Genomic DNA, 26154 nt, shown 5'->3' on the forward strand with positions numbered 1-26154 from the left:
AGAGATTGAGCCTAGTAGATACTAGGCTCATTTGGGAGTTTAGCTTAGTTGGAATGGAGAGGGAATCGAGATTCCAATCGGCGGATAAGAGAAACGCAGTTTCTGACCGTTGGCTGAGTTAAACGACCATAAGGGAGTTTAGCTCAGCTGGGAGAGCATCTGCCTTACAAGCAGAGGGTCAGCGGTTCGATCCCGTTAACTCCCATTTAAGCGGGTGTAGTTTAGTGGTAAAACTACAGCCTTCCAAGCTGTTGTCGCGAGTTCGATTCTCGTCACCCGCTTTGAACATAAGTTCATTACCAAGTTTTTTAACTTGGGCGCGTAGCTCAGGTGGTTAGAGCGCACGCCTGATAAGCGTGAGGTCGGTGGTTCGAGTCCACTCGTGCCCATTAATAGTATGGTCCGTTGGTCAAGGGGTTAAGACACCGCCTTTTCACGGCGGTAACACGGGTTCGAATCCCGTACGGACTATATATTTGGAGGATTACCCAAGTCCGGCTGAAGGGAACGGTCTTGAAAACCGTCAGGCGTGTAAAAGCGTGCGTGGGTTCGAATCCCACATCCTCCTTAATATTAACGCGGGATGGAGCAGCTCGGTAGCTCGTCGGGCTCATAACCCGAAGGTCGTAGGTTCAAATCCTGCTCCCGCAATTTGGCTCGGTAGCTCAGTTGGTAGAGCAATGGATTGAAGCTCCATGTGTCGGCGGTTCGATTCCGTCTCGCGCCATCAATTCAATAATCAGGAAGGGTAGCGAAGAGGCTAAACGCGGCGGACTGTAAATCCGCTCCTTCGGGTTCGGGGGTTCGAATCCCTCCCCTTCCATGCTTTACGGGCATAGTTTAAAGGTAGAACTAAGGTCTCCAAAACCTTCAGTGTGGGTTCAATTCCTACTGCCCGTGTTAATAATTATGGCGGGTGTGGTGAAGTGGTTAACACACCAGATTGTGGCTCTGGCATGCGTGGGTTCGATCCCCATCACTCGCCTATTTATTATTATTATTGGGGTATAGCCAAGCGGTAAGGCAAGGGACTTTGACTCCCTCATGCGTTGGTTCGAATCCAGCTACCCCAGTTAAATTTATGCCGGCGTGGCGGAATTGGCAGACGCGCTGGACTCAAAATCCAGTGTCCGCAAGGACGTGCCGGTTCGACCCCGGCCGCCGGTATAGTTTAAAAGACAAGGTTTTCGGACCTTGTCTTTTTTTCTTTGTTGTGTGTCGAGTTACCAATTTTTTCCATTTTAAAATAAATCATCAAGTTTATTAGCCAATGTTTTCTGTTTGCTAGGGTACAAATGGGAATAAGTATCAATTGTTGTCGTAATAGATGCGTGTCCTAATCTTTCTTTAACAACAAGATAATCTTCCCCTTGATTTATAAGTAATGATGCATGAGAGTGTCTTAAATCATGAATTCTTATTCTCTTTAAATCTTTATCCCTTTCTAGTATTTGCTTAAACTTCTTATCAATCATATTTTTTGTAATAGTTATTGGTGTACTCTGTATTATTTGTAGTTCGTCAGTATTTTTGGTAAATTCCTTAAGTTTTTCTTTTTGTTTTTCTTTCCAATCTTTTAGCATTTCCGTTAATTTCTGATTGATTGTAATATTTCTAGTTCCTGATCGTGTTTTTGTTGTATTAATGTAGCTTGTATTATTTACAAAGTATACCGTTTTGGTAACGAAAATTGTATTTGTTAATAGATTTATATCATTCCAGTTCAATGCGAGTATTTCTCCCATTCTCATCCCAGTAAAGAAAGCAATTACGAAAAACAGGTCATAGCTTGTTTCATCATCTTGAATAAGTTCTCTAAATCTCGTGAATTCTTCTATACTCCAAAATTTGATATTAGGCTTCCTAATTGGTAATTTTCTCAGATTCTCAACAGGATTTTTATCAATAAGGGATTTTCTTATACCAGTGTCAAAAATTTTTTTAAGTAGAATTAGAAGTTTATTAATTGTATTATAACTTAAAGTTTCATTTTCATTTTGTTTTTTAGGTTTTGTTTTTAGGTATTCACGAAATTCGAATATATGGTCATACGTTAATTTATTTAAATTTGTATTTTTAAAATATGGTTTAATATGACGCTCATAATTGTTTCTTTGTGTACTTGTATAGCTTATTTTTCTGCCATTTTTCAAATCGTCTTCTTCAAGCAATTGGAATAACATATCTGTTGTTACTACAAAGTCAAATTGTTTTTCTTTTAATTCTACAACTCGGATATGTTGTTCTAGTTCTAGGGCTTCCTTTTTAGATTTTAATCCTTTTCGAATGATACGTATTCTTTTTTGTGTGACGGGGTGGAAACCATTAGAAACATCAACGGTCCATTTACCACTTTTAGTTTTACGAATAGTCATTCATTATGCTTCTTTCTGGAGTTCAATTCCTAGTAGTTCTTCAGCGACACTAGCTGGAATTGTACCTATCCGTTTGTTATCGTAGATATTAAAACCACGATTCACTAATAGTAATTTGCCAGTATGGATAATCTTTCTTGCAGTTCCTGGAGCAAATCCAAGTTCGATAAGGTCATCTTTTGTTACAGTTTTAATCATGTTATCTCCTTTTCTAATTAGATTAAGTAAGGGGAGGATTAACTCCCCTTGTCTTATACTTATTTTTGTTTTACATCTACTAAATGGATAGCATCCGCTTTGTAATACATCGTTGAACTAATCATAGTGGCTTGTAAATTGTCAAATGTAACTGGTACTTGATCCATTGCTTGGATATAGTCATTATCGACTAAAGCTTCTGGATTATCTACTGAGACTTGGGTTGATTTCTTTTTGAATTGTCCATCCTTGATCGTTACATTGTATTTCCAACCAATGATTTTATCGGTATTAAAACGTCTTTCGCTACCATCTCGGTTTTTGATAATTTCTCCGTTTGCATCTGCTCGGACTTCCGTTTCAAATTTTGGAATAACTTCATCCAATTCAAATTTTGTTCCAATGTTATTAAAATTCCAGTCATTTTGTGAAAGCATTTTTGCCATAGTTAATTTCTCCTTTTGATATTTTCTTTGATTGTAGGGATTAAATCCTCTCTTTTAAAGAGAATTGCCCGTTCTATTAATCCACTTGCTAAATCTGGTGGATATTCCATATTGTTGAGTGCGAGATAGTTAGACTTCTCATACTCATGCAGTAAGTTATTGTCGTATAGAAATTTATACGCTTTTAGAATAGCTCCAGAACCTTTATAGGTAAACCATTCTAATTTTTGTTCTAGTTCTGTTTTTGATTTTGAAATAATGATAGAGACAGGTTTTGAGTGACCTAAAAACTTTTCCCAAGATCTCAAAGGTTTTGAGAATTGACTATCACTATAGAACCTCACTTTTTCTTTGAGATATCCCTTGGTAAAGTTGAGAAGATCTATTTCTGAATGCAACCATTCTTGAATGAAGTAGTGAGCTTTTTCTTTCCTAAGTTCTAACTCCGTTCTTATCCAATTTTCTATATACCGCTTGCTGATACCGAGCTTCTCAGCTCGTTCTAAGCGTTTATCGTAAATTCTAAGTCTTTCATCATCATTGGGTTTTCTCAAATATAAGGTCTGTCCGATTGTTTCATCTCCGTAGGTATTGTAGTAGGTGCTTTTTCCATATATAAAGCGTTTCTTCTGACAAATCTTTAGAAGCTGATTAGGAGTGAAATAGGGTGTTTCATTAAAATCATCTATTGCAATATCAATTCGTCTTACTGAAAATTGATTGTAATTGTAGTAGAGGTTGTTCAGAAACTGTCTTTCGGACAGACTATTTGGATCTAATACCATATCTCTATAGAACTCGAGTGCCTGTCCTGACATGACAAGCATGTAGGACGACTCTTTCGCTCCATAGTAGATACGGATATTCCCATAATGAAGCTGGCTATCATAGTTATAGTATTTAAGGCTCCCTTTATTCTCAATAAATAGGTCATAGTCAAGAAATAGAATGTCTTCGATTATTTCTCTTGGCGAAAATTCAGTCTTTTCAAACTGAATTTGAATCCAGTCAAATACAGAACGTAAATGTTCATTTTTTGCCATAGATTTTGATTCAACTTTTTGCCTAATTTTGCCACCCTTAAAATCTCCGAAACCCTTGGCAATACTGAATTCTTTCGATGGTACACCTAACTTGCAGAGGGTGGTGTTACTACACACCCTATCGGTCAAAAATGGTCCGTCCGCATCTACGCTCATTTTCGGCTTTCTGCCTCATGGCTCAGCCGAAAACTCGCTATTAGCCGAACCTATTTTTTGACCTCTTGTTAACAAACCCTAGTAAGCCGGTTTGCATCGACTCTTCAATATCTTGGATTTTCTTTTTTAGGTTGGTATTCTCAATTTTTATCAGTCGCATTTCTCGCTTAAATTCCTGTTTTAAGGCGCTCAGTTCATCGTAGAGCTCATCTATTACTTGGTTTAGGGATTCAGGCTCATTGTCTGCTAGACTCCCAAATACGGCTTGTATAGCTTCTTTTAGACCTACTTCAAGTTTTAGTTTAGCTAACTTTTGAAATTGTCTAAGGTCTTCGTCTGTAAAGTCATAGGTAACTGTATAACTTAATTGATGAGTTCTGGGATTTCTACTGATAGGAATTTTAATTTTTTTAAATTCCTTGCCACTTATCTCTTTAATCAGTTGAATCCAATTTTTAAGAGTAGAGGTAGAGTTTAGGCCAGAAATTTGATTGACTAACTCTTTATTAGTCATCTTTTTGTGAAACCTCCGAAATTTTCTTGTGCAACTGAAGAGTTTTCTGTGGTATAATTGTTATATAATATGTTTTGATCTTGGAACGAACGGCACATTTGTTTCAAGATTTTTTTATTTTGTCGAATCTTACCTCCTTTATTAAAATTTTTTAAATCGACAACTAGTTACATACGCTTTTACCTCCTTTTATGCTATAATATTCTCAATGGAATATTTAATCTCAAAATAAATATTCCTTATGGAATAATTTCATTTTATACCGTTTAGAATATTTTGTCAAGCCAAAATATACCGAACCGAATATTTAAGAGGATACAATGTTTAATAATGATTCTTTTGGAGATCGTCTTAAGGAACTGAGAAAGAGTAAGAAGTTAACTCAAGTACAAGTTTCTGAGATGATTGGTGTACAACAAGGTACTTATTCTCGTTGGGAGAATGGAACTTTAGAGCCTAATTTAGAAGCCGTTGTCAAATTAGCGAAGTTGTTTGATACAACGACAGATTATTTATTAGGAAAAACAATTTACAGTACTCTAGATGTTATTCCTCATCCAATTACTAGAATTGATATGAAGAAGTTAAAAGAGTTTAATAAAAATGAACTAAATGATCTGAAATTTGCGATTTTTATGAATGGAATAAAAAATCATCTCACTGTATTTGACTATATGGATGAGCTAGTCTCTGAATATAATTTAGATGAAGAAGAGCAAGAAATATTGCATACCCTTTTTAAAGAGGTTTATGATTATTTTAATGCAGATTGAAAGCTTATTTTATTAACACTCCGTAACTGATTTGACAATTATAGTTAAGTAAGATAATATGAGCTTATAAAACAACTTTCCTCCTTATATGTATTTTCAGCGTAATTATAATTTATGAACAATTCTTATATTTTACTTAGACATGCTCATTCGAGATTTTCGAGTGATGATTTTAATAGAACTTTATCGGAAAAAGGATTTGCATCTCTTAAGCAGTTGGAGTTTTTGAATTCTTTTAATATTGATTACTATTTTTCTAGTCCTTTTAAGCGAGCTTTTGAGACAGTAAATAGTTCTCCTGTACAATTTGATAAGATAGTGCTTGATGATCGTTTACGTGAAAGAAAATTATCCTCAAGATTTATTGAAGATTCTGAGTTTGAAGAAACGATTCAATATTTATGGCAAAATCCAGATAAATCACTTATTGGAGGTGAGTCTAATCGAGAAGCATTAAAGAGAATCCTAGATTTGATAGAGGACTTGGAAGAAAGATACTCAGATAAAACCATTTTACTAAGCTCTCATGGAAATTTGTTAGGAATCTTAATCAATCATTTTGATCCAAGTTTTGATTATAAAAAATGGGAACAGATGACTTTTCCAGATTGCTTTCTAGTTGAAAAAGATGAGAGTGTGAAAAGAATTATGGAAGTTACTTCTGGGTAATCATTTAGTTCAATCTATCTGATTTTATTTGATACTGTCAATAATTTTGTGTAAATTAATTGTCTAACTTTTTGGGGTCAGTACAAAGTATTGATGATGGTATTAGAGTAGTAAAAAATGCTTTAGGAATTTTCTAAAAGAAAAATATTAGAGTCGTTTATACAAAAATTAGACCTAATTTATGTCTAGTTTATTAACATTCCATATACCTCAAATGAACGTACAACTGTCTTGAGTACCTCTGGATGAATATAACCTGTTTGAACACATCGTCTATTCTCCGATGATGCTCTTAGAACGATAAGGTATGGAGTGTTACCAAAAAGTTACTAAAATTTGAAAAATGAGTCTATTTTGCAAGATTTAAAAGTCTTAAAACCCTATTAAATCAAGGTTATAAGATTTAAAAAATGTATGAATAGAACTCAAAATCCAGTGTCCGCAAGGACGTGCCGGTTCGACCCCGGCCGCCGGTATAGATTATAAAGGAGTTTTACTCCTTTTTTTGTTTTATTTTTTTCTTTTTTATGATATAATTAACCGGTAAAGTTTCTTTTGGTGAATTAGAAGGAGTTAATTTTGTCTGAAGTTGCAAATAAAATCGATCGATTTTTAAATTCTATTTTATTGTTATCAGAAAATCAGCATGAGATTTTAGTTGGTTCTTGTACAAGTGGTGTTTCATTAACCAACACTCAGGAACATATTTTGATGCTGGTTGCTGATGAAGCTCTAACCAATTCTGTTTTAGCTAAGAAATTGAATGTCAGTCAGGCTGCTATCACGAAGGCCGTGAAGCCCTTATTAAGTCAGGGAATGCTGGAGACTTATCGAGATGAAAATGATGCTCGGGTTCTCTATTATCGCTTAACTGAAATTGGTAAGCCGATTGCATTAGAGCATCAGCACCACCATCAGCATACCCTTCACACTTATGAGGATGTTTTGTCGAAGTTTACTAAGAATGAGCAAGGGGTCATTTCGCGGTTTTTAGATTTATTGGAAGAGGAGTTATAGTTTGAGGTATATTACGGTTTCAAATTTATCGTTCTATTATGATCGAGAACCGGTTCTGGAAGGGATCAATTACTACTTAGATAGTGGAGAGTTTGTTACGCTGACTGGTGAGAATGGAGCTGCTAAGTCAACCTTGATTAAGGCTAGTCTTGGCATTTTACAGCCCAAGGTCGGGACAGTTGAGATTTCAAAGACGAATGTTAAGGGAAAGAAGTTAAGGATTGCTTATTTGCCACAACAGATTGCTAGTTTTAATGCTGGATTTCCAAGTACGGTCTATGAATTTGTGAAGTCAGGTCGGTATCCTCGTAAAGGCTGGTTTCGAAAGTTGAATGAGCACGATGAAAAACATATTCTGAAGAGTTTAGAATCTGTTGGAATGCTGGAGTTCAAGGATCGGGCGATTGGTTCTTTGTCTGGTGGTCAGAAACAGCGGGCCGTCATTGCTAGGATGTTTGCTTCAGATCCGGATATCTTTGTTTTAGATGAACCGACGACAGGGATGGATGCAACGACAAAGAGTGATTTTTATGAGTTAATGCATCACAGTGCACATCACCATCAAAAATCTGTTTTGATGATTACGCATGATCCTGAAGAGGTTAACCAATTTGCGGATCGGAATATTCATTTGGTTCGCGACCAGAGCTCTCCTTGGAGATGTTTTAACGTCCATGATACAGAAGGGGAGGGTGACCATGCTTGATTTATTCCAGTATGATTTTATGCAACGGGCCTTGTTGGCTATGGTTGCCATGAGTCTTTTTTCTCCTGTATTAGGGATTTTCTTGATTTTAAGACGGCAGAGTCTGATGAGTGATACGCTAAGTCACGTCTCTCTTGCAGGTGTCGCTTTTGGACTTTTTCTTGGGATCTCTCCGACGCTCTCGACTATGATCATTGTCATTATAGCTGCGGTTTTTCTTGAGTATTTGCGGACCTTATTTAAGGACTTTATGGAGATCGGGACGGCAATTTTAATGTCCACTGGTCTTGCCCTAGCTTTAGTACTGATGCGTGGTGGTGGAAAGAGCTCGATGAGCTTGGATCAGTATTTGTTTGGTTCTACTTTAACCATTACGGATGAACAGGTGATCGCCTTATTTGTGATTGCTTTCGTTGTATTAGTGTTAACAGCCTTATTCTTGCGGCCTATGTATATTTTGACTTTTGATGAAGATACGGCTTTTGTAGATGGCCTTCCGGTTAGGACTATGTCTATCTTATTTAATGTGGTAACGGGGGTTGCTATCGCCTTAATGATTCCTGCAGCAGGATCGTTATTGGTTTCAACCATCATGGTCTTACCGGCTAGTATTGCGCTGAAATTAGGGAAGAACTTCCGTGGGGTCATGCTGATTGCGGTCATCATTGGTTTTATCGGGATGTTTAGTGGGTTGATTTTGTCTTATATTGCAGATACACCAGCGAGTGCCAGCATCACGCTTTTATTTGTGGCACTGTTCTTGCTTGTGAATCTTGGATCACGTTTGAGGAAGTAGATATGAACGTTAAAAAATTTGGTTGGTTATTGTTAGTGGCTTTAACACTTGTTTTGACAGCTTGTGGCAAAAGTCAGAGTCAAAATGGGAAATTAAAAGTGATGACCACTTTCTATCCTGTTTATGATTTTACAAAAAATATTGTCGGAGATGAAGGAACGGTAGACCTGCTCATTGGAGCGGGATCAGAGCCTCATGAATATGAATTGTCTGCTAAGGGGCGGGCTATGATTCAAGATTCGGATGTTTTCGTCTATGAAAATGAAAACATGGAAACCTGGGTTCCAAATCTTTTGAAATCAATGAAGGATAAGAAAACCAAAGTGATCGATGCTACCAAGGGCATGGTCTTGCTTCCTGGATTGGAAGAGGAACATGAACACGAAGGGGGCGAAGAACACCATCATGAATATGATCCTCACCTTTGGCTCTCTCCACATCGTGCTATGAAGATGGTAGAGTCGATTCGTGATCAGTTGGTGGCAGCTTATCCAGATAAGAAAAAGACGTTTGAGAAAAATGCCCAAGCCTATCTAAAGAAATTACAGGCCTTGGATCAAGCTTATCAAGATGGGTTGAAAGATGCGAAACAAAAGAATTTCGTGACCCAACACGCGGCTTTCCGTTACTTGGCCTTGGATTATGGCTTAAACCAGGTGGCCATTTCAGGGATTTCACCTGATAGTGAGCCTTCTGCTGCACGATTGCGTGAATTGACAGAGTATATCAAGAAAAATGAGATCAAGGTCATTTACTTTGAGGAAAATGCTTCTAAGTCCTTGGCGAAAACCTTGTCTTCTGAAGCTGGTGTTGAGTTGGCTGTCTTAAATCCTTTGGAAAGCTTGACGGATCAAGAAATGAAAGATGGCGAAGACTACGTGTCTGTTATGAAGGAAAATCTGAAGGCGCTAGAGAAAACAACGTCACAAGCTGGTAAGGATATTCAACCTGAACATGAAGAAGATGCTAAGACAGTTCAAAAGGGCTATTTCGAGGATAGTCAAGTGAAGGATCGTAGCTTAGCAAATTATGCGGGTGATTGGAAATCAGTTTATCCATACTTGCAAGATGGAACTCTGGATCAGGTCTTTGATTATAAGGCAAAATTAAATCCAACTATGACTGCTGCTGAGTATAAGGAATATTATACCAAGGGTTATCAAACAGATATTGATCGGATTAAGATTGATAAGGATTCAATGGAGTTTTATCAAAAAGGATCTTCTAAGAAATATACCTATAAATACGTAGGTAAGCACATTTTGACTTATAAGAAGGGGAATCGTGGTGTTCGTTATCTCTTTGAAGCGAAAGAGAGCGATGCGGGAGACTTCAAATATGTTCAATTTAGTGACCATGAAATTACCCCGGTAAAGGCAGCTCACTTCCACATTTTCCATGGAGGAAAGAGTCAAGAGGCGCTTTATGATGAGTTAGAAAATTGGCCAACTTATTATCCTTCCAACTTATCTGGTTTAGAAGTGGCACAGGAAATGCTGGCTCATTAAGAGCTGTATCAAAAGAGAGACTAGGACTGATTATCCCGGTCTCTTTTTGATTAAAAATGGGGAGTGAAGCTTGTCAAATGCTTGAAAATACGTTACAATGAAAGGGCTTTAAATTAAAAAATGTATGGGGAATTTTAAATGAAAAAAGTTGGTGCAATTCTTGTGAGTCTTCTCAGTGTGGTTCTGTTGGTAGCTTGTTCGCAACGGGGAGCGAGCAAAAAATCAACCGCCTCCTCTAGTCAAACGACGACCTCTTCTGAAGTCAAAAAGACGGATGCTTCTAGTTCGGAAGTGAAGGAGAAAGAAAAAAAAGAAGAGAAAAAAGAAGTGAAGAAAATGGATCTTGAAGCGATTGCCAATGGTGATTACAGCAGTATTGCTGGGGTCTGGCAAGATGATAAAGGAAACAAGCTGGTCTTTAACGACAAAGGGTTGGTCTCACAAGAGTTAGAGGGCTATGGAGCTTCTTTGACGGATTATGGAACAGCATCAGAAGGCATTTATGGTGGTCGTGATGGGGGCTTCTTGTTGGAGTATATTCCTGCGGGAGTAACCATTGGTGATCAGGTCGATGATCAAGGACAAGTCGTCTTTAAGGACACATCAGATGCCTCTAAAAACCGCTTGTGGACTGGTGTTGGTATCGCTAGTTTTGGGGAACAAGGCTCGATCTACTATCAAGTAGGAGATGAATAACAGAAAAAAAGTCGTCTGTTTTCAGACGACTTTTTCTTATGCTTGTGGGGGGAGCCAAGAAAGCTCAAATTGGAGTACTTGGGCTTCAAGGAGATCTTGATGGGAAACCTCTTGTTTCTCTTTGCCATCTAACAGGGCTTTTTGGATGAAATAGGCGCCTGCAGTGTGTGAGTTGGCGCAAATCTTGAGCTCTTGCTTGGGAATATGGAGAAGGGCTTCTTTAAAGAGAGGAAGGCCCAGATCATAGATTGGTTTTCCTGGGCAGGTTGGATAGAGTCCAAGGGCTGACCAGATGTACCAAGCAGATAGGCTACCGTTGTCCTCATCACCTGGATAGGCTTGGAAATCTTGATGGAAAGTTTGGGAACGGATCTGGTGGATCAGGAGATTGGTGTATTCGGGATGAAGGCTGTGACGGAAGAGGTAGGGAATGTGAAAGCTGGGTTGATTGGAGATGGCGATCTGCCCAAATGGAGCTTGGGCCATTTCACTCATTTCATGGATTTCATAGCCATATCCTCTTACATCAAATTGAGGTTTTTGATTGGCCAGATCCAGCAGTCGTTGGGTGAAGGCTTTTTTACCGCCCATTAGCTCTATCAGACCGGAGAGGTCGTGTAAGGCTCCAAAAGTAGCTTGGGTGGCAGAGCATTCTGCATAATCTCCTCCCCAGCTGGTAGGAGAGAAGGGTTCTTTAAAGTTTCCATTAGTGGATCGCGCCCTCATGAAGCCCGTTTGGGCGTCATACAATGTTCGGTAGGAGAGGCTGGAAGCAGCATAGCGAGCGGCTGTTTCTGTATGCCCCAATTGCTTGGCAACGGTAGCAATGCAAAAATCACTATAAGCATAATCTAGGCTGTGGCTCACACTTTCGTGAAAATCATCGGGTAGGTAGCCAAGGGCCTTGTAGCTTTCATTACCATGGCGGCCAAAATGTTGATGAGGATCAGTTTTTTGAGCCGTCTGGAGCATAGCTGTCAGCATGTTTTCATGTAGGTCTGGTGCGATCCCTTTTGTGACAGCATCCGCAAAGACTCCATCGATAAGGGTGCCTGGCATCATTCCGCGTTCATCTGGGGCCAGCCATTTTGGTAGAAAATCAGTATCCTTGTAAGTGTTTAAAAATCCTTCGAGAAAGTGACGGTAGTAATCGGGGTAGACAAGGCTAAAGAGCGGAAAAGATGTTCGGAATAGATCCCAAAATCCGATATTGGTATAAGCTTTTCCTGGTTTGATTTCCCGATGGGTGACATCCAGGTGCCAGTCATTTCCCTCGGTATCTGTTTCATAAAAGGTTTGAGGGAAAAGGAGGAGTCGGTACAGGCAATGGTCGAAAAAGGCTTGGTCACGCCCTCCAGCATCTTTTACTTCAATTCGTTTTAGCAGCTGATTCCATTGATCGGCTGCTTCTTTTTTAGCTTCCTCTAGGGAAAGGTTGGGAAGATGGCTGTGAGCCATGTCTTGGGACAGATAAGAAGTTCCTAATTGGACGGTCACTTCCTTGCTAGCAAAGGTCAGGAAAAGATCTTGATCGATGTGAGTGACGCTCTCAATCGGCTGGCTAAATTGCCACTGGAGATAGAAAGAGTAGGAAGTATCTGCGGTATGGGCCTGATCCAGAATGTGGAAGTGGCAGGTTTGGTCTGTCAGGGTCAAGTCCTCTAGTTCATTTGCTGCATGAAAGCAGAGTGTCAGCTTTTCTGGTGCTCGAAAGCGCATGACAGCCCCGTAGCAGCTTGGAACCAACTCACTGTGAATCTGATAACGTTCCGAAAAAATCCGAAGGTAGTGGGGCTGGAAAACGGCTTCTTTCATCGAATAACTGCTTTGACGACGGAAGAGGTCGGAACTTGCAATTTCTCCTGTGATGGGCGTGATGAGGCACCAAGCGTAGTCTCCTATCCAAGGACTAGGCTGGTGTGTGAGACGAAATCCCTGAAAAATAGGGAGATTGGGGTTGAAAAACCAAGCTCCTTGTTCGTGTGTCGTCTGGGGAAGGAAGTAATTCATTCCAAAAGGGACTCCTGTATAAGGGAGGGTGTTTCCGTGCGAATAGTGGGGATGATTATCGCTTCCCCAGCGGGTATCGATGGTCTGGCAATGTGTGCGCATCTGGTCTCCTTTTTCTTCATCAACCTTAAATGATCTGTGTTTTTCTTGGAACACGCAGTGGTATTTTCTTCAATTGTATCAAAGCGTTGTCAAATATGATAGCGTTTTTATCAAATGGAAAATTTTGTAGAAAAAGGGCTATAGTTTGCGTATGTATTTCCCCTTTGAAATCTTTTATACTGAATAGGAAAGAATCGATACGTGTGAGGAAAATAAATGACTTATTCAAAAGAAATTGTGCGAGAATGGTTGGATCAAGTGGCTGAGCGAGCTAAAGAGTACCCTGAGTGGGTGGATGTCTTTGAACGTTGCTATACAGACACTTTGGATAATACAGTTGAAATTTTAGAAGACGGTTCAACCTTTGTGTTAACAGGGGACATCCCAGCTATGTGGTTGCGTGACTCAACGGCTCAATTGAGACCCTATCTTCATGTGGCTAAACGAGATCCCCAATTGCGCCAGACCATTGCTGGCTTGGTCAAACGCCAGATGACTTTGATTCTCAAGGATCCCTATGCCAACTCTTTTAATATTGAGGAGAACTGGAAAGGCCATCACGAGACTGACCATACAGATCTCAATGGCTGGATTTGGGAGCGCAAGTATGAGGTGGATTCGCTGTGCTATCCCTTGCAACTGGCTTATCTTCTTTGGAAGGAAACTGGTGAGACTAGCCAATTTGATGAAACCTTTGTCACTGCGACCAAGGAAATTCTTCATCTCTGGGCAGTGGAACAAGACCACAAGAACTCCCCTTATCGCTTTGTTCGGGATACAGATCGTAAGGAAGACACGCTGGTGAATGACGGCTTTGGACCTGACTTTGCCGTGACAGGGATGACCTGGTCAGCCTTTCGTCCAAGTGATGACTGCTGTCAGTATAGTTACTTGATTCCGTCCAATATGTTCGCAGTCGTTGTCTTGGGCTATGTCCAAGAAATCTTTGCAACATTGAATCTAGCTGATAGCGAAAGCATCATTGCAGATGCCAAACGCCTGCAAGCTGAGATTCAAGAAGGGATTGAAAACTACGCCTACACGACTAACAGCAAGGGCGAGAAAATCTATGCCTTTGAGGTAGACGGTCTAGGAAATGCTAGCATCATGGATGACCCTAACGTCCCAAGCTTATTGGCGGCTCCCTATCTTGGCTACTGCGCGATCGACGATGAGGTCTACCAAGCCACTCGTCGGACGATTTTGAGCCCTGAAAATCCTTACTTCTATGAAGGGAAGTACGCAAGTGGACTCGGGAGTTCTCATACCTTTTATCGCTATATCTGGCCGATTGCTTTATCTATTCAAGGATTGACAACAAATGATAAAGCTGAGAAAAAACATTTGCTGGACCAGTTGGTTGCCTGCGATGGAGGCACGGGTGTCATGCACGAAAGTTTCCATGTAGATGATCCAACCAAATACTCGCGTGAATGGTTCTCGTGGGCCAACATGATGTTCTGCGAGTTGGTCTTGGATTACTTGGATATTCGCTAATGAGCTGTTGCTCGACAGATTCTTGTCAAGAATCACAAATAGATCTTTAAATTTAAGTTAGAATGAGGTTTTACTCATGGAAAATGTTGTTGTACATATCATCTCTCATAGCCACTGGGATCGTGAGTGGTATCTACCTTTTGAAAGCCACCGCATGCAATTGGTGGAACTGTTTGACAATCTGTTTGATCTTTTTGAAAATGATCCGGAGTTCAAAAGTTTCCACTTAGATGGCCAAACCATTGTCCTTGACGACTATTTAGAAATTCGCCCTGAAAACCGCGACAAGGTGCAACGTTATATCGACGAGGGCAAGCTCAAGATTGGTCCTTTCTATATCTTGCAGGATGACTACCTGATCTCCAGTGAAGCCAACGTCCGCAATACCTTGATTGGACAGGCTGAATGCGCCAAATGGGGCAAATCCACTCAGATTGGTTACTTCCCAGATACCTTTGGAAATATGGGGCAAGCACCTCAAATTCTTCAAAAATCAGGGATTCACGTAGCAGCCTTTGGTCGTGGAGTCAAACCAATCGGATTTGACAACCAAGTCCTCGAAGATGAGCAGTTTACCTCTCAATTTTCTGAAATGTACTGGCAAGGGGCGGATGGTAGTCGCGTACTCGGTATTCTTTTTGCCAACTGGTACAGTAATGGGAATGAAATTCCAGTGGATAAAGATGAAGCTTTGGCTTTCTGGAAACAAAAATTAGCAGACGTTCGTGATTATGCCTCAACCAACCAATGGTTGATGATGAACGGTTGTGACCATCAACCAGTTCAACGGAACTTGAGTGAAGCTATTCGCGTGGCCAATGAACTCTTCCCTGACGTGACCTTTATTCATAGCTCTTTTGATGAATATGTTCAAGCAGTGGAAAGTGCGCTTCCTGAGCAATTATCTACGGTTACGGGAGAATTGACCAGTCAGGAAACCGATGGTTGGTACACACTGGCAAATACGTCTTCCTCTCGGATTTATCTCAAGCAAGCCTTTCAAGAAAACAGCAACTTGCTAGAGCAAGTGGTGGAACCTTTGACCATCATTACTGGTGGGCACAACCACAAGGATCAATTGACCTATGCCTGGAAGACACTCTTACAAAATGCGCCACACGATAGTATTTGTGGATGTAGCGTAGATGATGTTCACCGTGAAATGGAAGTCCGTTTTGCCAAGGTTAACCAAGTTGGAAACTTTGTCAAGACCAACCTTCTGAACGAATGGAAGGGTAAACTAGCAACTCAAAAAGCCCAGAGTGAGCACCTCTTTACAGTCATCAACACTGGCTTGCATAGCAAGGTGGACACTGTCAGCACGATTGTCGACGTAGCGGTTTGTCCATTTAAGGAATTGCATCCGACAGAGGGCTTCAAGAAAATGGCCACTTTGACCTTGCCAGACTACCACGTAGAAGATTTAGATGGGCATCTTGTAGAAGCAGAGATTGAAGACTTGGGGGCAAGCTTTGGCTATACCCTGCCTAAGGATAAATTCCGTCAACCTTATATCGCGCGTCAAGTGCGCGTGACGGTTCCGGTTCACCTAGCGCCTCTTTCTTGGACCACCTTCCAGCTCTTGGAAGGCAAAGCACCTCATCATGATGGCCTTTTCCAAAATGGGGTGATCGATACGCCATTTGTAACCCTTAGTATCGATGATGGCTTGACCCTCTATGATAAAACGACCAATGAGGCTTATGAGGATTTCCTTCGTTTTGAAGATCGTGGTGATATCGGAAATGAATATATCTACTTCCAACCAAAAGGAACAGAGCCAATTTTTGCTCAACTAAAAGGTTATGAAGTTCTGGAAAATAATGCTCGCTATGCTAAGGTCTTGCTCAAACATGACTTGACCATTCCAGTTAGCGCAGATGAACAATTGGATGCGGAGCAAAGAGGCATTATCGAGTTTATGAACCGCAAGGCAAGTCGCTCAGAAGAGGTGACAACTATCCCTCTTGAAACGGAGATGACCATCTTTGTGGATGACCCGCAAATTCGCTTCAAGACGCGCTTCACCAATACAGCTAAGGATCACCGTATCCGTCTCCTGGTCAAGACTCACAATACACGTCCAAGCAACGATTCTGAAAGTATCTATGAAGTTGTGACACGGCCAAATAAACCGGCTGCTTCTTGGGAAAATCCTGAAAATCCCCAACACCAACAAGCCTTTGTCAGCTTGTATGATGATGTCAAGGGGGTAACAGTAGCCAATAAAGGTTTACATGAATATGAAATTTTAGGGGATGATACCATTGCCGTGACCATTCTTCGGGCTTCTGGAGAACTTGGTGACTGGGGCTATTTCCCAACGCCAGAAGCACAATGCTTGCGGGACTTTGAGGTTGAATATGCAGTGGAATGCCATCAAGCTCAGGGCCGCTTCTCCGCTTATCGCCGGGCTAAAGCTTTGCAGACACCGATGACCAGCCTTCAAGTTGAAAAACAAGAAGGAAGTGTAGCAGCGTCTGGTAGTTTACTCAAGCATACAGCCTTGACACATCCTCAGGTTTGTCCAACAGCCTTTAAGGTAGCAGAAAATGAAGAAGGTTACATCCTTCGCTATTACAACATGAGCCAAGAAAATGTGCGCGTGTCAGAAGGACAACAAACGGTTGTCGATCTTCTAGAACAACCGTATCCGGTCCATACAGGTTTATTGGCACCGCAAGAAATCCGGACAGAATGGATTAAAAAAGAAGAAGTATAGCTGTTTGCAGCTGAAGAAACAATAAAAAGAAAGGAGGAGCGAAAAGAGTAAGAACCGACTGCTGACTCGCTCCTTTTTACAGGTAAAAGCAATGACCATTGCAACGATTGATATCGGAGGGACTGGGATTAAGTTTGCTAGTCTCACTCCTGATGGAAAGATTTTAGATAAGGCCAGCACCCCAACTCCAGAAACACTAGAAGAGTTGTTAGCTTGGTTGGACCAGCGATTGTCAGAACGTGACTACCGTGGGATTGCCATGAGTGTGCCAGGTGCCGTTCATCAAGAAACAGGGGTGATTGAGGGGATCAGTGCCATTCCTTACATCCATGGTTTTTCATGGTATGAGGCTCTTTCTCATCACAAGCTACCTGTCCATCTAGAAAATGATGCCAACTGTGTTGGACTGAGTGAATTGCTGGCGCATCCTGAGATTGAAAATGCAGCCTGTGTCGTGATTGGTACAGGAATCGGTGGAGCCATGATTATCAATGGCAAGCTTCACCGTGGACATCATGGTTTGGGCGGTGAGTTTGGCTATATGACAACCATCGAGCCGGCAGAAAAGCTCAACAACTGGTCGCAACTCGCTTCTACAGGAAACATGGTTCGCTACGTCATTGAAAAATCTGGTCAGTCTGACTGGGATGGCCGCAAGGTGTACCAAGAGGCGGTAGCCGGCAATGCTCTTTGCCAAGAAGCTATCGAGCGCATGAACCGTAATCTAGCCCAGGGGCTCCTTAATATCCAGTACCTCATTGACCCAGATGTCATTAGTCTAGGTGGCTCTATCAGTCAGAATCCAGATTTTATCAAAGGGGTTCAAAAAGCAGTGGACGCCTTTGTGGACAGATATGAAGAATATACAATTGCTCCAGTGATTCAAGCTTGCACCTATCAGGCAGATGCCAATCTCTACGGTGCCCTTGTGAACTGGTTACAGGAGGAAAACCAATGGTAAGTTTTACCGGAATCAGCAGTAAACAAGCGCAAGCTTTAGAGTTGCTCCAAAATCACATTTCTCTACCAGATGTAGAGGTGGCAGTTGCTCAGTCTGACCATGCTTCTATCTCTATCAAGGGTGAGAGTGGACAGTATCAATTGACCTACCGCAAACCGCATCAACTATACCGCGCCTTATCCGTTCTAGCATCAGCTTTGGCGGAAGATGACAAGGTCGAGATTGAGGAGCCGGCGGCTTATGAAGATTTGGCCTATATGGCGGACTGTTCGCGCAATGCTGTGCTCAATGTCGCATCAGCCAAGCAGATGATTGAACTCTTGGCTCTCATGGGCTACTCAACTTTTGAGCTTTACATGGAAGACACCTATCAAATCGAGGGGCAACCTTACTTTGGATATTTCCGTGGAGCTTATTCAGCTGAAGAGTTACAGGAAATTGAAGATTACACCCAACAGTTTGACATGACTTTTGTCCCATGCATCCAAACCTTGGCTCACTTATCAGCCTTTGTCAAATGGGGTGTCAAGGAAGTGCAGCAACTTCGTGATGTAGAAGACATTCTCCTCATCGGTGAAGAAAAAGTCTATGACCTGATTGACGGTATGTTTGCGACGTTATCTAAACTACAAACTCGTAAGGTCAACATCGGAATGGATGAAGCCCACTTGGTTGGTTTGGGACGCTACCTCATCTTGAACGGTATTGTGGATCGGAGTCTTCTCATGTGCCAACACTTGGAGCGCGTGCTGGATATTGCAGACAAATACGGTTTCCACTGCCAGATGTGGAGTGATATGTTCTTCAAGCTTATGTCAGCAGATGGTCAGTACGATCGTGAGGTAGAAATTCCAGAAGAAACGCGTGTTTACCTAGATCGTCTCAAAGACCGTGTCACCTTGGTTTACTGGGATTATTACCAGGATAGCGAAGAAAAATACAACCGAAACTTCCGGAACCACCACAAGATTAGCCAGGATATCGCCTTTGCAGGTGGTGCTTGGAAATGGATTGGTTTTACGCCCCACAACCATTTCAGCCGTCTCATTGCAGTCGAAGCCAATAAAGCCTGCCGTGCCAATCAGATCAAAGAAGTCATTGTGACAGGTTGGGGGGATAATGGTGGGGAAACAGCTCAATTCTCTATCCTGCCTAGCTTGCAAATCTGGGCGGAGCTCAGCTACCGCAATGATTTAGAGCGTTTGTCAGCTCACTTTAAGGCCAATACAGGTCTATCCGTTGAGGACTTTATGCAGCTGGATCTGGCCAACCTCTTACCTGATCTACCAGACAATCTCAGTGGGATTAATCCTAACCGCTACGTATTTTATCAGGATGTTCTCTGTCCAATCCTTGACAAGCACATGACTCCTGAGCAGGACAAACCACACTTTGCCCAAGCAGCTGAGACTCTTACTGCTATCAAAGAAAAAGCAGGTATCTACGCCTATCTCTTTGAGACCCAGGCTCAGTTGAATGCTATTTTAAGTAGCAAGGTGGATGTAGGACGACGCATCCGTGAGGCCTATCACGCAGATGATAAAGAAAGCTTGCAACAAATTGCTAGAGAAGAATTGCCAAAACTCAGAAGCAAGATTGAAACCTTCCATAGCCTCTTTAGCCACCAATGGCTGAAAGAGAACAAGGTCTTTGGCTTGGATACCGTAGATATCCGGATGGGTGGCCTCTTGCAACGGATCAAACGAGCAGAAAGTCGTATTGAAGACTATCTAGCCGGTTCCATCTCTCGTATCGATGAACTAGAAGTAGACATCTTGCCATTTAATGATTTCTACGGAGATAAGGACTTCGCAGCTACAACAGCTAATCAATGGCATACCATTGCGACTGCTTCAACCATTTATACAACGTAAAAAATGCCGGGTTGAATGACAGAAGTCTCAGCCACGGTCGATAGGAGTAGAAGAGGAGCTGTGTTTACGACCACCCTTTTCTACTCTTTTTAAAGCTATGTCATAAATTTGTAGAATTTTTTCTATAATTTGGAGTTTGAAAATATAAAAGGGCTATCTTATAATAGGTAATGTAAACGCTACCAAAGCAAAAACACGCTCAAGGCTCAAAGGGGGGGAGTTAAATGAAAAAGTTTGTGAGGACTCTGAGAGAAAATTTCATTTTTCTTTTAATGGTCTTACCTGGTGCAGCGTGGTTAATCTTATTCTTCTATATTCCGGTTTTTGGGAATATCGTAGCATTTAAGGACTATCATATTACGGGAGAAGGCTTCATCGACAGTGTCATGAAGAGTAAATGGGTTGGCTTTGACAACTTCAAGTTCCTCTTTAGTTCCAAAGATGCCTACATTATTACAAGAAACACGGTATTGTACAACTTAGGATTCATCTTCTTAGGATTGATTGTTTCCGTTGGGATCGCCATCATCTTTAGTGAGTTGAGATCAAAAAGAGTGGTCAAGGTGCTTCAAACCTCCATGCTCTTCCCATACTTCCTATCATGGGTTATCATCAGCTTCTTCACCGATGCTTTCCTTAACGTGGACAAAGGATTGGTCAACCACATCTTAGCTTCATTTGGTATGAAAGCCATCAATTTCTATTCGGAATTGTGGATCTGGCCAGCGCTTCTCCTCTTCTTAGGAATCTGGAAAGGCTTTGGTTATAGCAGTGTCATGTACTATGCAACCATCATGGGAATCGATCCAACCTTCTATGAAGCAGCGACCGTGGATGGTGCGTCTAAGTGGCAACGCATTCGCAACATCACCATTCCTCAGTTGTCTTCCTTGATTACGGTTTTGACCATTCTTGCAGTCGGAAATATCTTCCGCGCAGACTTCGGTCTTTTCTACCAAATCCCGCATAATGCTGGAGCGCTCTATAGTGTGACCAACGTTATTGATGTTTATGTCTACAACGGTTTGACCAAGTCAGGGGATATCGGGATGACAGCAGCAGCCGGTCTTTACCAATCAGTTGTCGGTCTGGTTCTTGTGTTAATCTCAAATATCATTGCCCGTCGCATTGATAAGAATGCCGCTCTCTTCTAGAAAGGAGGATCGTATGAAAAAATCAACCATTCAAAAAGAAAAAATTGATAATGTCGGGATCCATTCTTTCAGTAAGAAGAGCAACTTCTTCTTTACCTTGTTGTTGACCTTGGTCGGCTTGACCTGTGTGCTTCCCTTCATCTTCGTTGTCATGATCTCCTTGACAGACGAACAAAGTTTGGCAGTCCATGGCTTCCAATTCTGGCCAGCAAAATTTGGATTTGATGGTTACCTCTTCTTGGTACAATTTAAAGACAAAATCTTGCAAGCCCTCTTCATTACCTTGTTTGTGACCATTGTGGGAACAGCATGTAATGTCTTTATCACAACAACCTATGCTTACGCTATCTCACGGAGTACTTTTAAATACCGCAAGTTCTTTACCGTATTTTCACTCCTTAGTATGCTCTTTAGTGCAGGGTTGGTCCCAAGCTACATTGTGACCACTCAACTCTTGCAGTTAGGTGATACCATCGGGGCTTTGATTATCCCAATGTTGCTCAGTCCATTTAACATCATCTTGATGCGGACCTTCTTTAAACGAACCATTCCAGAAGCTATCCTTGAATCCGCTCGGATCGATGGGGCAAGTGAAACACGGATCTTCTTCCAAATCTGCTTGCCATTGTCTCTACCAGGGATTGCAACTATCAGTTTGTTCACTGCTTTAGGGTTCTGGAACGACTGGTTCAATGCCCTCCTCTATATTAAGAGTGACAACCTTTACCCATTGCAATACCTCTTGATGCAAATCCAAAACAATATGGATTACATCGCTAAAAACGTCGGGGTATCCGGCCAATTGGCAGGAGCCGTACAATCCATCCCACGGGAAACGGGACGTATGGCCATGGTGGTTGTGGCAACAGTGCCGATCGCCATTCTCTATCCATTCTTCCAACGCTACTTTGTAAAAGGCTTGACCATCGGTGGTGTGAAAGAATAACATCGTTCATTGAAAATCAGCAAGATTTTCAACTCATAACTTAGTCTAAAAAGAAAATAACATAAAGGAGATTTTTCTTATGAAAAATTGGAAAAAATACGCGTTAGCATCTGCTAGTGTCATTGCTCTTGGAGCTACTCTTGCTGCTTGTGGAAACCTTACAGGGAATAACAAGAAGTCAGCAACAACTGAAGACGGGAAACCAGTCATCAAGATGTACCAAATTGGTGACAAACCAGATAACTTGGATACCTTGTTAGAAAATGCCAACAAGATCATTGAAAAGAAAGTTGGCGCAAAATTGGATATTCAATATCTTGGTTGGGGTGACTACGCACAAAAAATGAACGTTATCATCTCATCTGGTGAAAACTATGATATTGCCTTTGCTAATAACTATGTCATCAACGCTCAAAAAGGTGCTTATGCTGACTTGACAGAATTGTACAAGAAAGAAGGGAAAGACCTTTACAAAGCACTTGACCCAGCTTACATCAAAGGGAACACTGTAAACGGCAAGATCTATGCTGTTCCAGTAGCAGCTAACGTTGCATCTTCTCAAAACTTTGCTTTCAACGGACCACTTCTTGAAAAATATGGTATCGATATCTCAAACGTGAAAGACTATGCTTCTCTTGAACCAGTCTTGAAAGCCATCAAAGAAAAAGATCCAAATGTTGTTCCATTTGCAATGAACAAGAGCTACGGTGGACCTTCAGATGACTTCGACTATGTGGCTGTTGATGGACTTCCATTCGTTGTTGACTTGAAAGGTGACACTACGAAGATCGTTGACCGTTACACAATTCCACGTTATGTAGAAAACTTGAAGACTCTTCACAAATACTACGAAGCAGGATACATTCCAAAAGACGTAGCAACTAGCGACACTGGTTATGATCTTTCTCAAGATACATGGTTGGTTCGTGAAGAAACAGTAGGACCAGCTGACTACGGTAACAGCTTGCTTACTCGTGTAGCAAACCGTAAGATCGAAATCAAACCATTTACTGAACTTTACAAGAAGAACAACACTACTCAAGTAGCTAACTTTGTTATCTCAAACAACTCTAAGAACAAAGAAAAAGCCATGGAAGTGTTGAACCTCTTGAACACTAATCCAGAACTCTTGAACGGCCTTGTTTATGGACCAGAAGGCAAGAACTGGGAAAAAGTTGCCGGCAAAGAAAACCGTGTCAAAGTCTTGGATGGCTACAACGGAAACACTCACATGTCTGGATGGAACACTGGTAACAACTGGATTCTTTACATCAACGAAAACGTAACAGATGAACAAATTGCACAATCTAAGAAAGACTTGGAAACTGCAAAAGAATCTCCAGCACTTGGCTTCATCTTTAACACAGACAAAGTGAAATCAGAAATCACTGCTCTTACAAATACTTTGAACCAATTCGCAGGTGCTATCAATACTGGTACTGTGGATCCTGAAGTAGAAGTTCCTAAGATGCTTGAAAAATTGAAATCAGAAGGTGCTTACCAAAAAGTGCTTGACGAAATGCAAAAACAATACGACGAATTCCTTGCTTCTAAAAAATAAGAACAGGTAGTGCGAAAAGGCTTTGGAGGGATCTCCAGAGCCTTTTTGTGTCTTTATGAAAATGAGTCCTGTAAATGAAAATCAATATTTCAATTTACCAATGCAAATAGAGGAAGCGTTTTATTTTTATGGTATAATAGAATGACTAATTGGAAAAGAGGCTGAATGATGGGAAAAATCATCGAGTTCATTTTTACGAGAGTCTATGTTGCCATGCTGGTAACAGGGATTTTTTGGGTCTTGACGATCTGTGGAGGTGTTCTGCTAGGAGTAGGACCGGCCGGCACCACAGTTATGAGCCTCTATGCGGAAAATGGCATGTCCTACAAAGACTATCATTGGTCACGCGCTTGGGAACTCTTCAAAGAAAATCTACGCCCAGCCAATCAAGTCTTTTACACCTTCTTTGCCATTGAAGGGGTTCTTCTCTATGGCATGTACCTCATGATCCAGATTCCTCACTTGAATTTCTTCCAAATTTTGGTTCTCTTGTTTAATCTGGTTTTTCTCTTGGTTGCGCCTCTAGCTTACGCTGTTTATTTGAAATTGCAAGTGCATTTTGATCTCTCTTATGCCAATAGTATCAAGCTCAGTTTGATCGGAATGTTGCTGGACATTCGTCCGGTTCTCAAGCTCATCCTTGGAACAGCGCTACTTGGCGTCATTAGCTACTATATGCCAGCCCTTCTCTTTTTCGTCTTGATCGGTGTATGGCATTTCTTTGTCAATGATATCTTTGACCCTGTTTATCAAAACATCCACGAAAAATTGGTATCCTAACGATGAAAAAAATCTGGTTAAGTACGCTTTTAAAATTCTACGCCTATGTCATGGTGGTCATTTTGACCATTATGGGCCTCGTCGTTGCGGGGATCTCTTGGAAAAACCAGCAAGCTGAAGCCGACCGGATCGCCCAACGGGTCTTAACCGAAGTGGCGACGGATCTTGAGACCTCTTATCAACGGGTCACACAAGAAGGTCGTAGCCTCGTTGAAAACCCTGCAAAATTAGAAGGGGTTTATCGCTATTTTACCTTGTCACCATCGGAGTATGAGACTTGGCGATTGAATGCCCAATTCCCTTCGTATATCCAATTGTCCCTACATAAGAATATTGACAGTCTCTATTTGAGCAATAAAAACATCGAGGGTATCGATGTCACCTTGTCTGATTACAAGACGGTATTTGTCTCTACCCGGCAATCACAGGGAGGCAAGCAAGTCTCAGCGGACCATTACAAGGCTCCTGCGACAGCCATTCCGGTTCCTTTGACAGATCCGACTACGGGTGCTGGAGTTGGGATTGCTTATATGACACTGGACCAAGAAATTTTGACGGCAGCGATTGATAATGCCAGAGGCGATCTTCCGGTCGCTGTGCGGATCTTCACTCCCTTTGGGAAAGAGATGTACCATGAAGGGGATAAGGGACAATCAAAGGATGTTAAATGGCAAACCCGTAGCACGATCTATGGCTACAAGGTGGATGTAGCTGTTTCTGAAAGTTATCTGGTCAAAAAGGGTCTAGCTAACCTGACCACTTTTCTCTCCATTGCTTTCCTAATTTTCTTGATCCTTTACTTGTTATTACGGCAGATTTTCAAAAATTACCGGCGTCAAGTCCTCGATTTGGTCGATACCATGAATCAGATCAGTCAAGGCGATAGTGAACGACGGATTGATACCTCGACCAAGGACCAAGAACTGCTGGTTATTGGGAATATGATTAATACCATGTTAGACAATATGGATAAGAATATTCGGGATATCTACCAGCTACAGCTCAGCCAAAAAGATGCTAATATGCGGGCGCTACAAGCCCAGATCAATCCCCACTTCATGTACAATACACTGGAATTTATCCGGATGTATGCCGTCATGCAAGAGCAGGATGAATTGGGTGATATTATTTATGAGTTTAGTAGTCTCTTGCGCAATAATATCTCAGATGGGCGAGTGACGACAGTTGAAAATGAGCTCGAATTTTGTCGCAAATACAGCTACCTCTGTATGGTGCGTTATCCAAAATCGATTGCCTATGGCTTTAAGATCGATCCAGGTTTGGAAAAGATGAAGATTCCCAAATTCACCATCCAGCCTTTGGTTGAGAACTATTTTGCCCATGGAGTGGATCATAAACGCAAGGACAATGTGATCAGTGTCAAGGTCTTGCGAGGAGAAGGGCAAGTCATGATCCTGATCAGTGATAATGGGCGCGGGATGGAAGAAGAACAGCTAGAAAAAATTCAAGAGATACTAGCCAATCGCAATCCACGCTCAGAAATCGAAGAAAAGAGTGGTCGGCAGTCCATCGGAATTGTCAATGTCCATGAACGCATGCTACTCTATTTTGGAGATCGCTACCATATCCAAGTCTTCTCCCAACCTCACCATGGAGTGACCTATACGATAACCATTCAAGATGAATAAA

General features: G+C 41.4%; 22 protein-coding genes and 12 tRNA genes. 28 read left to right on the forward strand and 6 right to left on the reverse strand.

What is annotated here, in order from left to right; genetic code table 11:
- Positions 1-132 precede the first annotated feature (132 nt).
- The 12 genes from O3602_RS08555 to O3602_RS08610 all read left to right on the forward strand — a co-directional run bounded on the left by O3602_RS08555 (position 133) and on the right by O3602_RS08610 (position 1167).
- Positions 133-205 (forward strand) — tRNA-Val (locus tag O3602_RS08555).
- A gap of 5 nt (positions 206-210) precedes the next feature.
- Positions 211-281 (forward strand) — tRNA-Gly (locus tag O3602_RS08560).
- Between the two features lie 34 nt (positions 282-315).
- Positions 316-389: transfer RNA gene (locus tag O3602_RS08565), tRNA-Ile, on the forward strand.
- Between the two features lie 10 nt (positions 390-399).
- Positions 400-471, forward strand: a tRNA-Glu gene (locus tag O3602_RS08570).
- Between the two features lie 7 nt (positions 472-478).
- Positions 479-568, forward strand: a tRNA-Ser gene (locus tag O3602_RS08575).
- Positions 569-577: 9 nt separating this feature from the next.
- A tRNA-Met gene (locus O3602_RS08580) sits at positions 578-651 on the forward strand.
- 3 nt (positions 652-654) lie between these two features.
- Positions 655-727, forward strand: a tRNA-Phe gene (locus tag O3602_RS08585).
- A gap of 15 nt (positions 728-742) precedes the next feature.
- Positions 743-823: transfer RNA gene (locus O3602_RS08590), tRNA-Tyr, on the forward strand.
- Positions 824-829: 6 nt separating this feature from the next.
- Positions 830-900, forward strand: a tRNA-Trp gene (locus tag O3602_RS08595).
- A 12-nt stretch (positions 901-912) separates the two neighbouring features.
- Positions 913-985, forward strand: a tRNA-His gene (locus O3602_RS08600).
- A gap of 16 nt (positions 986-1001) precedes the next feature.
- Positions 1002-1073, forward strand: a tRNA-Gln gene (locus tag O3602_RS08605).
- A gap of 10 nt (positions 1074-1083) precedes the next feature.
- Positions 1084-1167, forward strand: a tRNA-Leu gene (locus tag O3602_RS08610).
- Positions 1168-1241: 74 nt separating this feature from the next.
- On the opposite strand, the gene O3602_RS08615 is transcribed toward O3602_RS08610, so the two are convergent.
- From O3602_RS08615 to O3602_RS08635, 5 genes are read right to left on the reverse strand one after another with little or no spacing between them, the layout of a single operon-like run.
- Positions 1242-2375, reverse strand: coding sequence for a site-specific integrase (locus O3602_RS08615; RefSeq protein ID WP_195529798.1), 1134 nt, complete (start codon positions 2373-2375; stop codon positions 1242-1244).
- A 3-nt stretch (positions 2376-2378) separates the two neighbouring features.
- Entirely contained in the window at positions 2379-2573 is a 195-nt protein-coding gene (locus tag O3602_RS08620) for a DUF3173 domain-containing protein (protein ID WP_000598356.1), read from the reverse strand.
- A 59-nt stretch (positions 2574-2632) separates the two neighbouring features.
- Positions 2633-3019: a hypothetical protein gene (locus O3602_RS08625; protein WP_001096844.1), complete on the reverse strand. Its 387-nt coding sequence runs from the start codon at positions 3017-3019 to the stop codon at positions 2633-2635.
- Between the two features lie 2 nt (positions 3020-3021).
- On the reverse strand, positions 3022-4218 hold the full coding sequence (locus O3602_RS08630; protein ID WP_371611507.1) for a replication initiation factor domain-containing protein: 1197 nt from the start codon (positions 4216-4218) through the stop codon (positions 3022-3024).
- A gap of 40 nt (positions 4219-4258) precedes the next feature.
- Positions 4259-4732, reverse strand: coding sequence for a hypothetical protein (locus O3602_RS08635; RefSeq protein WP_371611508.1), 474 nt, complete (start codon positions 4730-4732; stop codon positions 4259-4261).
- Between the two features lie 320 nt (positions 4733-5052).
- Here O3602_RS08635 and O3602_RS08640 point away from each other — a divergent pair, with 320 nt between their 5' ends.
- From O3602_RS08640 to O3602_RS08670, 7 genes are all read left to right on the forward strand, one after another.
- Positions 5053-5505 carry a helix-turn-helix domain-containing protein gene (locus tag O3602_RS08640; RefSeq protein ID WP_371611509.1) on the forward strand — a complete coding sequence of 151 codons (453 nt, stop codon included), beginning with the start codon at positions 5053-5055 and terminating at the stop codon, positions 5503-5505.
- Between the two features lie 114 nt (positions 5506-5619).
- On the forward strand, positions 5620-6174 hold the full coding sequence (locus tag O3602_RS08645) for a histidine phosphatase family protein (RefSeq protein WP_014712748.1): 555 nt from the start codon (positions 5620-5622) through the stop codon (positions 6172-6174).
- Between the two features lie 579 nt (positions 6175-6753).
- A complete protein-coding gene (locus tag O3602_RS08650; protein WP_003004547.1) occupies positions 6754-7191 on the forward strand; it encodes a zinc-dependent MarR family transcriptional regulator in 438 nt (145 codons plus the stop codon).
- A 1-nt stretch (position 7192) separates the two neighbouring features.
- Positions 7193-7897, forward strand: coding sequence for a metal ABC transporter ATP-binding protein (locus tag O3602_RS08655; protein ID WP_003013743.1), 705 nt, complete (start codon positions 7193-7195; stop codon positions 7895-7897).
- Positions 7890-8693, forward strand: a complete 804-nt coding sequence (locus O3602_RS08660; RefSeq protein WP_003009676.1) for a metal ABC transporter permease — start codon at positions 7890-7892, stop codon at positions 8691-8693. Before O3602_RS08655 ends, O3602_RS08660 begins: the two co-directional genes overlap by 8 nt.
- A 2-nt stretch (positions 8694-8695) precedes the next feature.
- Complete coding sequence (locus O3602_RS08665; protein ID WP_003013544.1) at positions 8696-10201, forward strand: zinc ABC transporter substrate-binding protein AdcA; 1506 nt, start codon at positions 8696-8698, stop codon at positions 10199-10201.
- Between the two features lie 138 nt (positions 10202-10339).
- Positions 10340-10897 carry a DUF6287 domain-containing protein gene (locus O3602_RS08670; RefSeq protein WP_270299865.1) on the forward strand — a complete coding sequence of 186 codons (558 nt, stop codon included), beginning with the start codon at positions 10340-10342 and terminating at the stop codon, positions 10895-10897.
- A 36-nt stretch (positions 10898-10933) separates the two neighbouring features.
- Here O3602_RS08670 and O3602_RS08675 read toward each other — a convergent pair whose 3' ends face one another.
- Positions 10934-13009 carry a GH92 family glycosyl hydrolase gene (locus O3602_RS08675; protein WP_371611510.1) on the reverse strand — a complete coding sequence of 692 codons (2076 nt, stop codon included), beginning with the start codon at positions 13007-13009 and terminating at the stop codon, positions 10934-10936.
- Between the two features lie 216 nt (positions 13010-13225).
- Between O3602_RS08675 and O3602_RS08680 the strand changes: the two genes are divergently transcribed.
- From O3602_RS08680 to O3602_RS08720, 9 genes are all read left to right on the forward strand, one after another.
- Positions 13226-14506 (forward strand): glycoside hydrolase family 125 protein, encoded by a 1281-nt coding sequence (locus O3602_RS08680; RefSeq protein WP_003013701.1) that lies wholly within the window; start codon positions 13226-13228, stop codon positions 14504-14506.
- Positions 14507-14582: 76 nt separating this feature from the next.
- Positions 14583-17228 carry an alpha-mannosidase gene (locus O3602_RS08685; protein WP_371611511.1) on the forward strand — a complete coding sequence of 882 codons (2646 nt, stop codon included), beginning with the start codon at positions 14583-14585 and terminating at the stop codon, positions 17226-17228.
- A 91-nt stretch (positions 17229-17319) separates the two neighbouring features.
- Positions 17320-18189, forward strand: a complete 870-nt coding sequence (locus O3602_RS08690) for an ROK family protein (protein ID WP_371611512.1) — start codon at positions 17320-17322, stop codon at positions 18187-18189.
- Positions 18183-20063 carry a beta-N-acetylhexosaminidase gene (locus O3602_RS08695; protein WP_371611513.1) on the forward strand — a complete coding sequence of 627 codons (1881 nt, stop codon included), beginning with the start codon at positions 18183-18185 and terminating at the stop codon, positions 20061-20063. The genes O3602_RS08690 and O3602_RS08695 overlap by 7 nt, the downstream gene beginning before the upstream one ends.
- A 224-nt stretch (positions 20064-20287) precedes the next feature.
- A complete protein-coding gene (locus tag O3602_RS08700) occupies positions 20288-21217 on the forward strand; it encodes a sugar ABC transporter permease (protein WP_003004309.1) in 930 nt (309 codons plus the stop codon).
- 13 nt (positions 21218-21230) lie between these two features.
- A complete protein-coding gene (locus O3602_RS08705) occupies positions 21231-22163 on the forward strand; it encodes a carbohydrate ABC transporter permease (protein WP_003004100.1) in 933 nt (310 codons plus the stop codon).
- A gap of 79 nt (positions 22164-22242) precedes the next feature.
- A complete protein-coding gene (locus O3602_RS08710; protein ID WP_371611514.1) occupies positions 22243-23724 on the forward strand; it encodes an ABC transporter substrate-binding protein in 1482 nt (493 codons plus the stop codon).
- Positions 23725-23892: 168 nt separating this feature from the next.
- Positions 23893-24504 (forward strand): YesL family protein, encoded by a 612-nt coding sequence (locus O3602_RS08715; RefSeq protein WP_003004533.1) that lies wholly within the window; start codon positions 23893-23895, stop codon positions 24502-24504.
- Positions 24505-24506: 2 nt separating this feature from the next.
- A complete protein-coding gene (locus O3602_RS08720) occupies positions 24507-26153 on the forward strand; it encodes a sensor histidine kinase (RefSeq protein ID WP_003013791.1) in 1647 nt (548 codons plus the stop codon).
- Position 26154 lies beyond the last annotated feature (1 nt).

Origin of the sequence: Streptococcus sp. 27098_8_186, from assembly GCF_041432055.1 — a bacterium.
GTDB lineage: Bacteria > Bacillota > Bacilli > Lactobacillales > Streptococcaceae > Streptococcus > Streptococcus dentalis.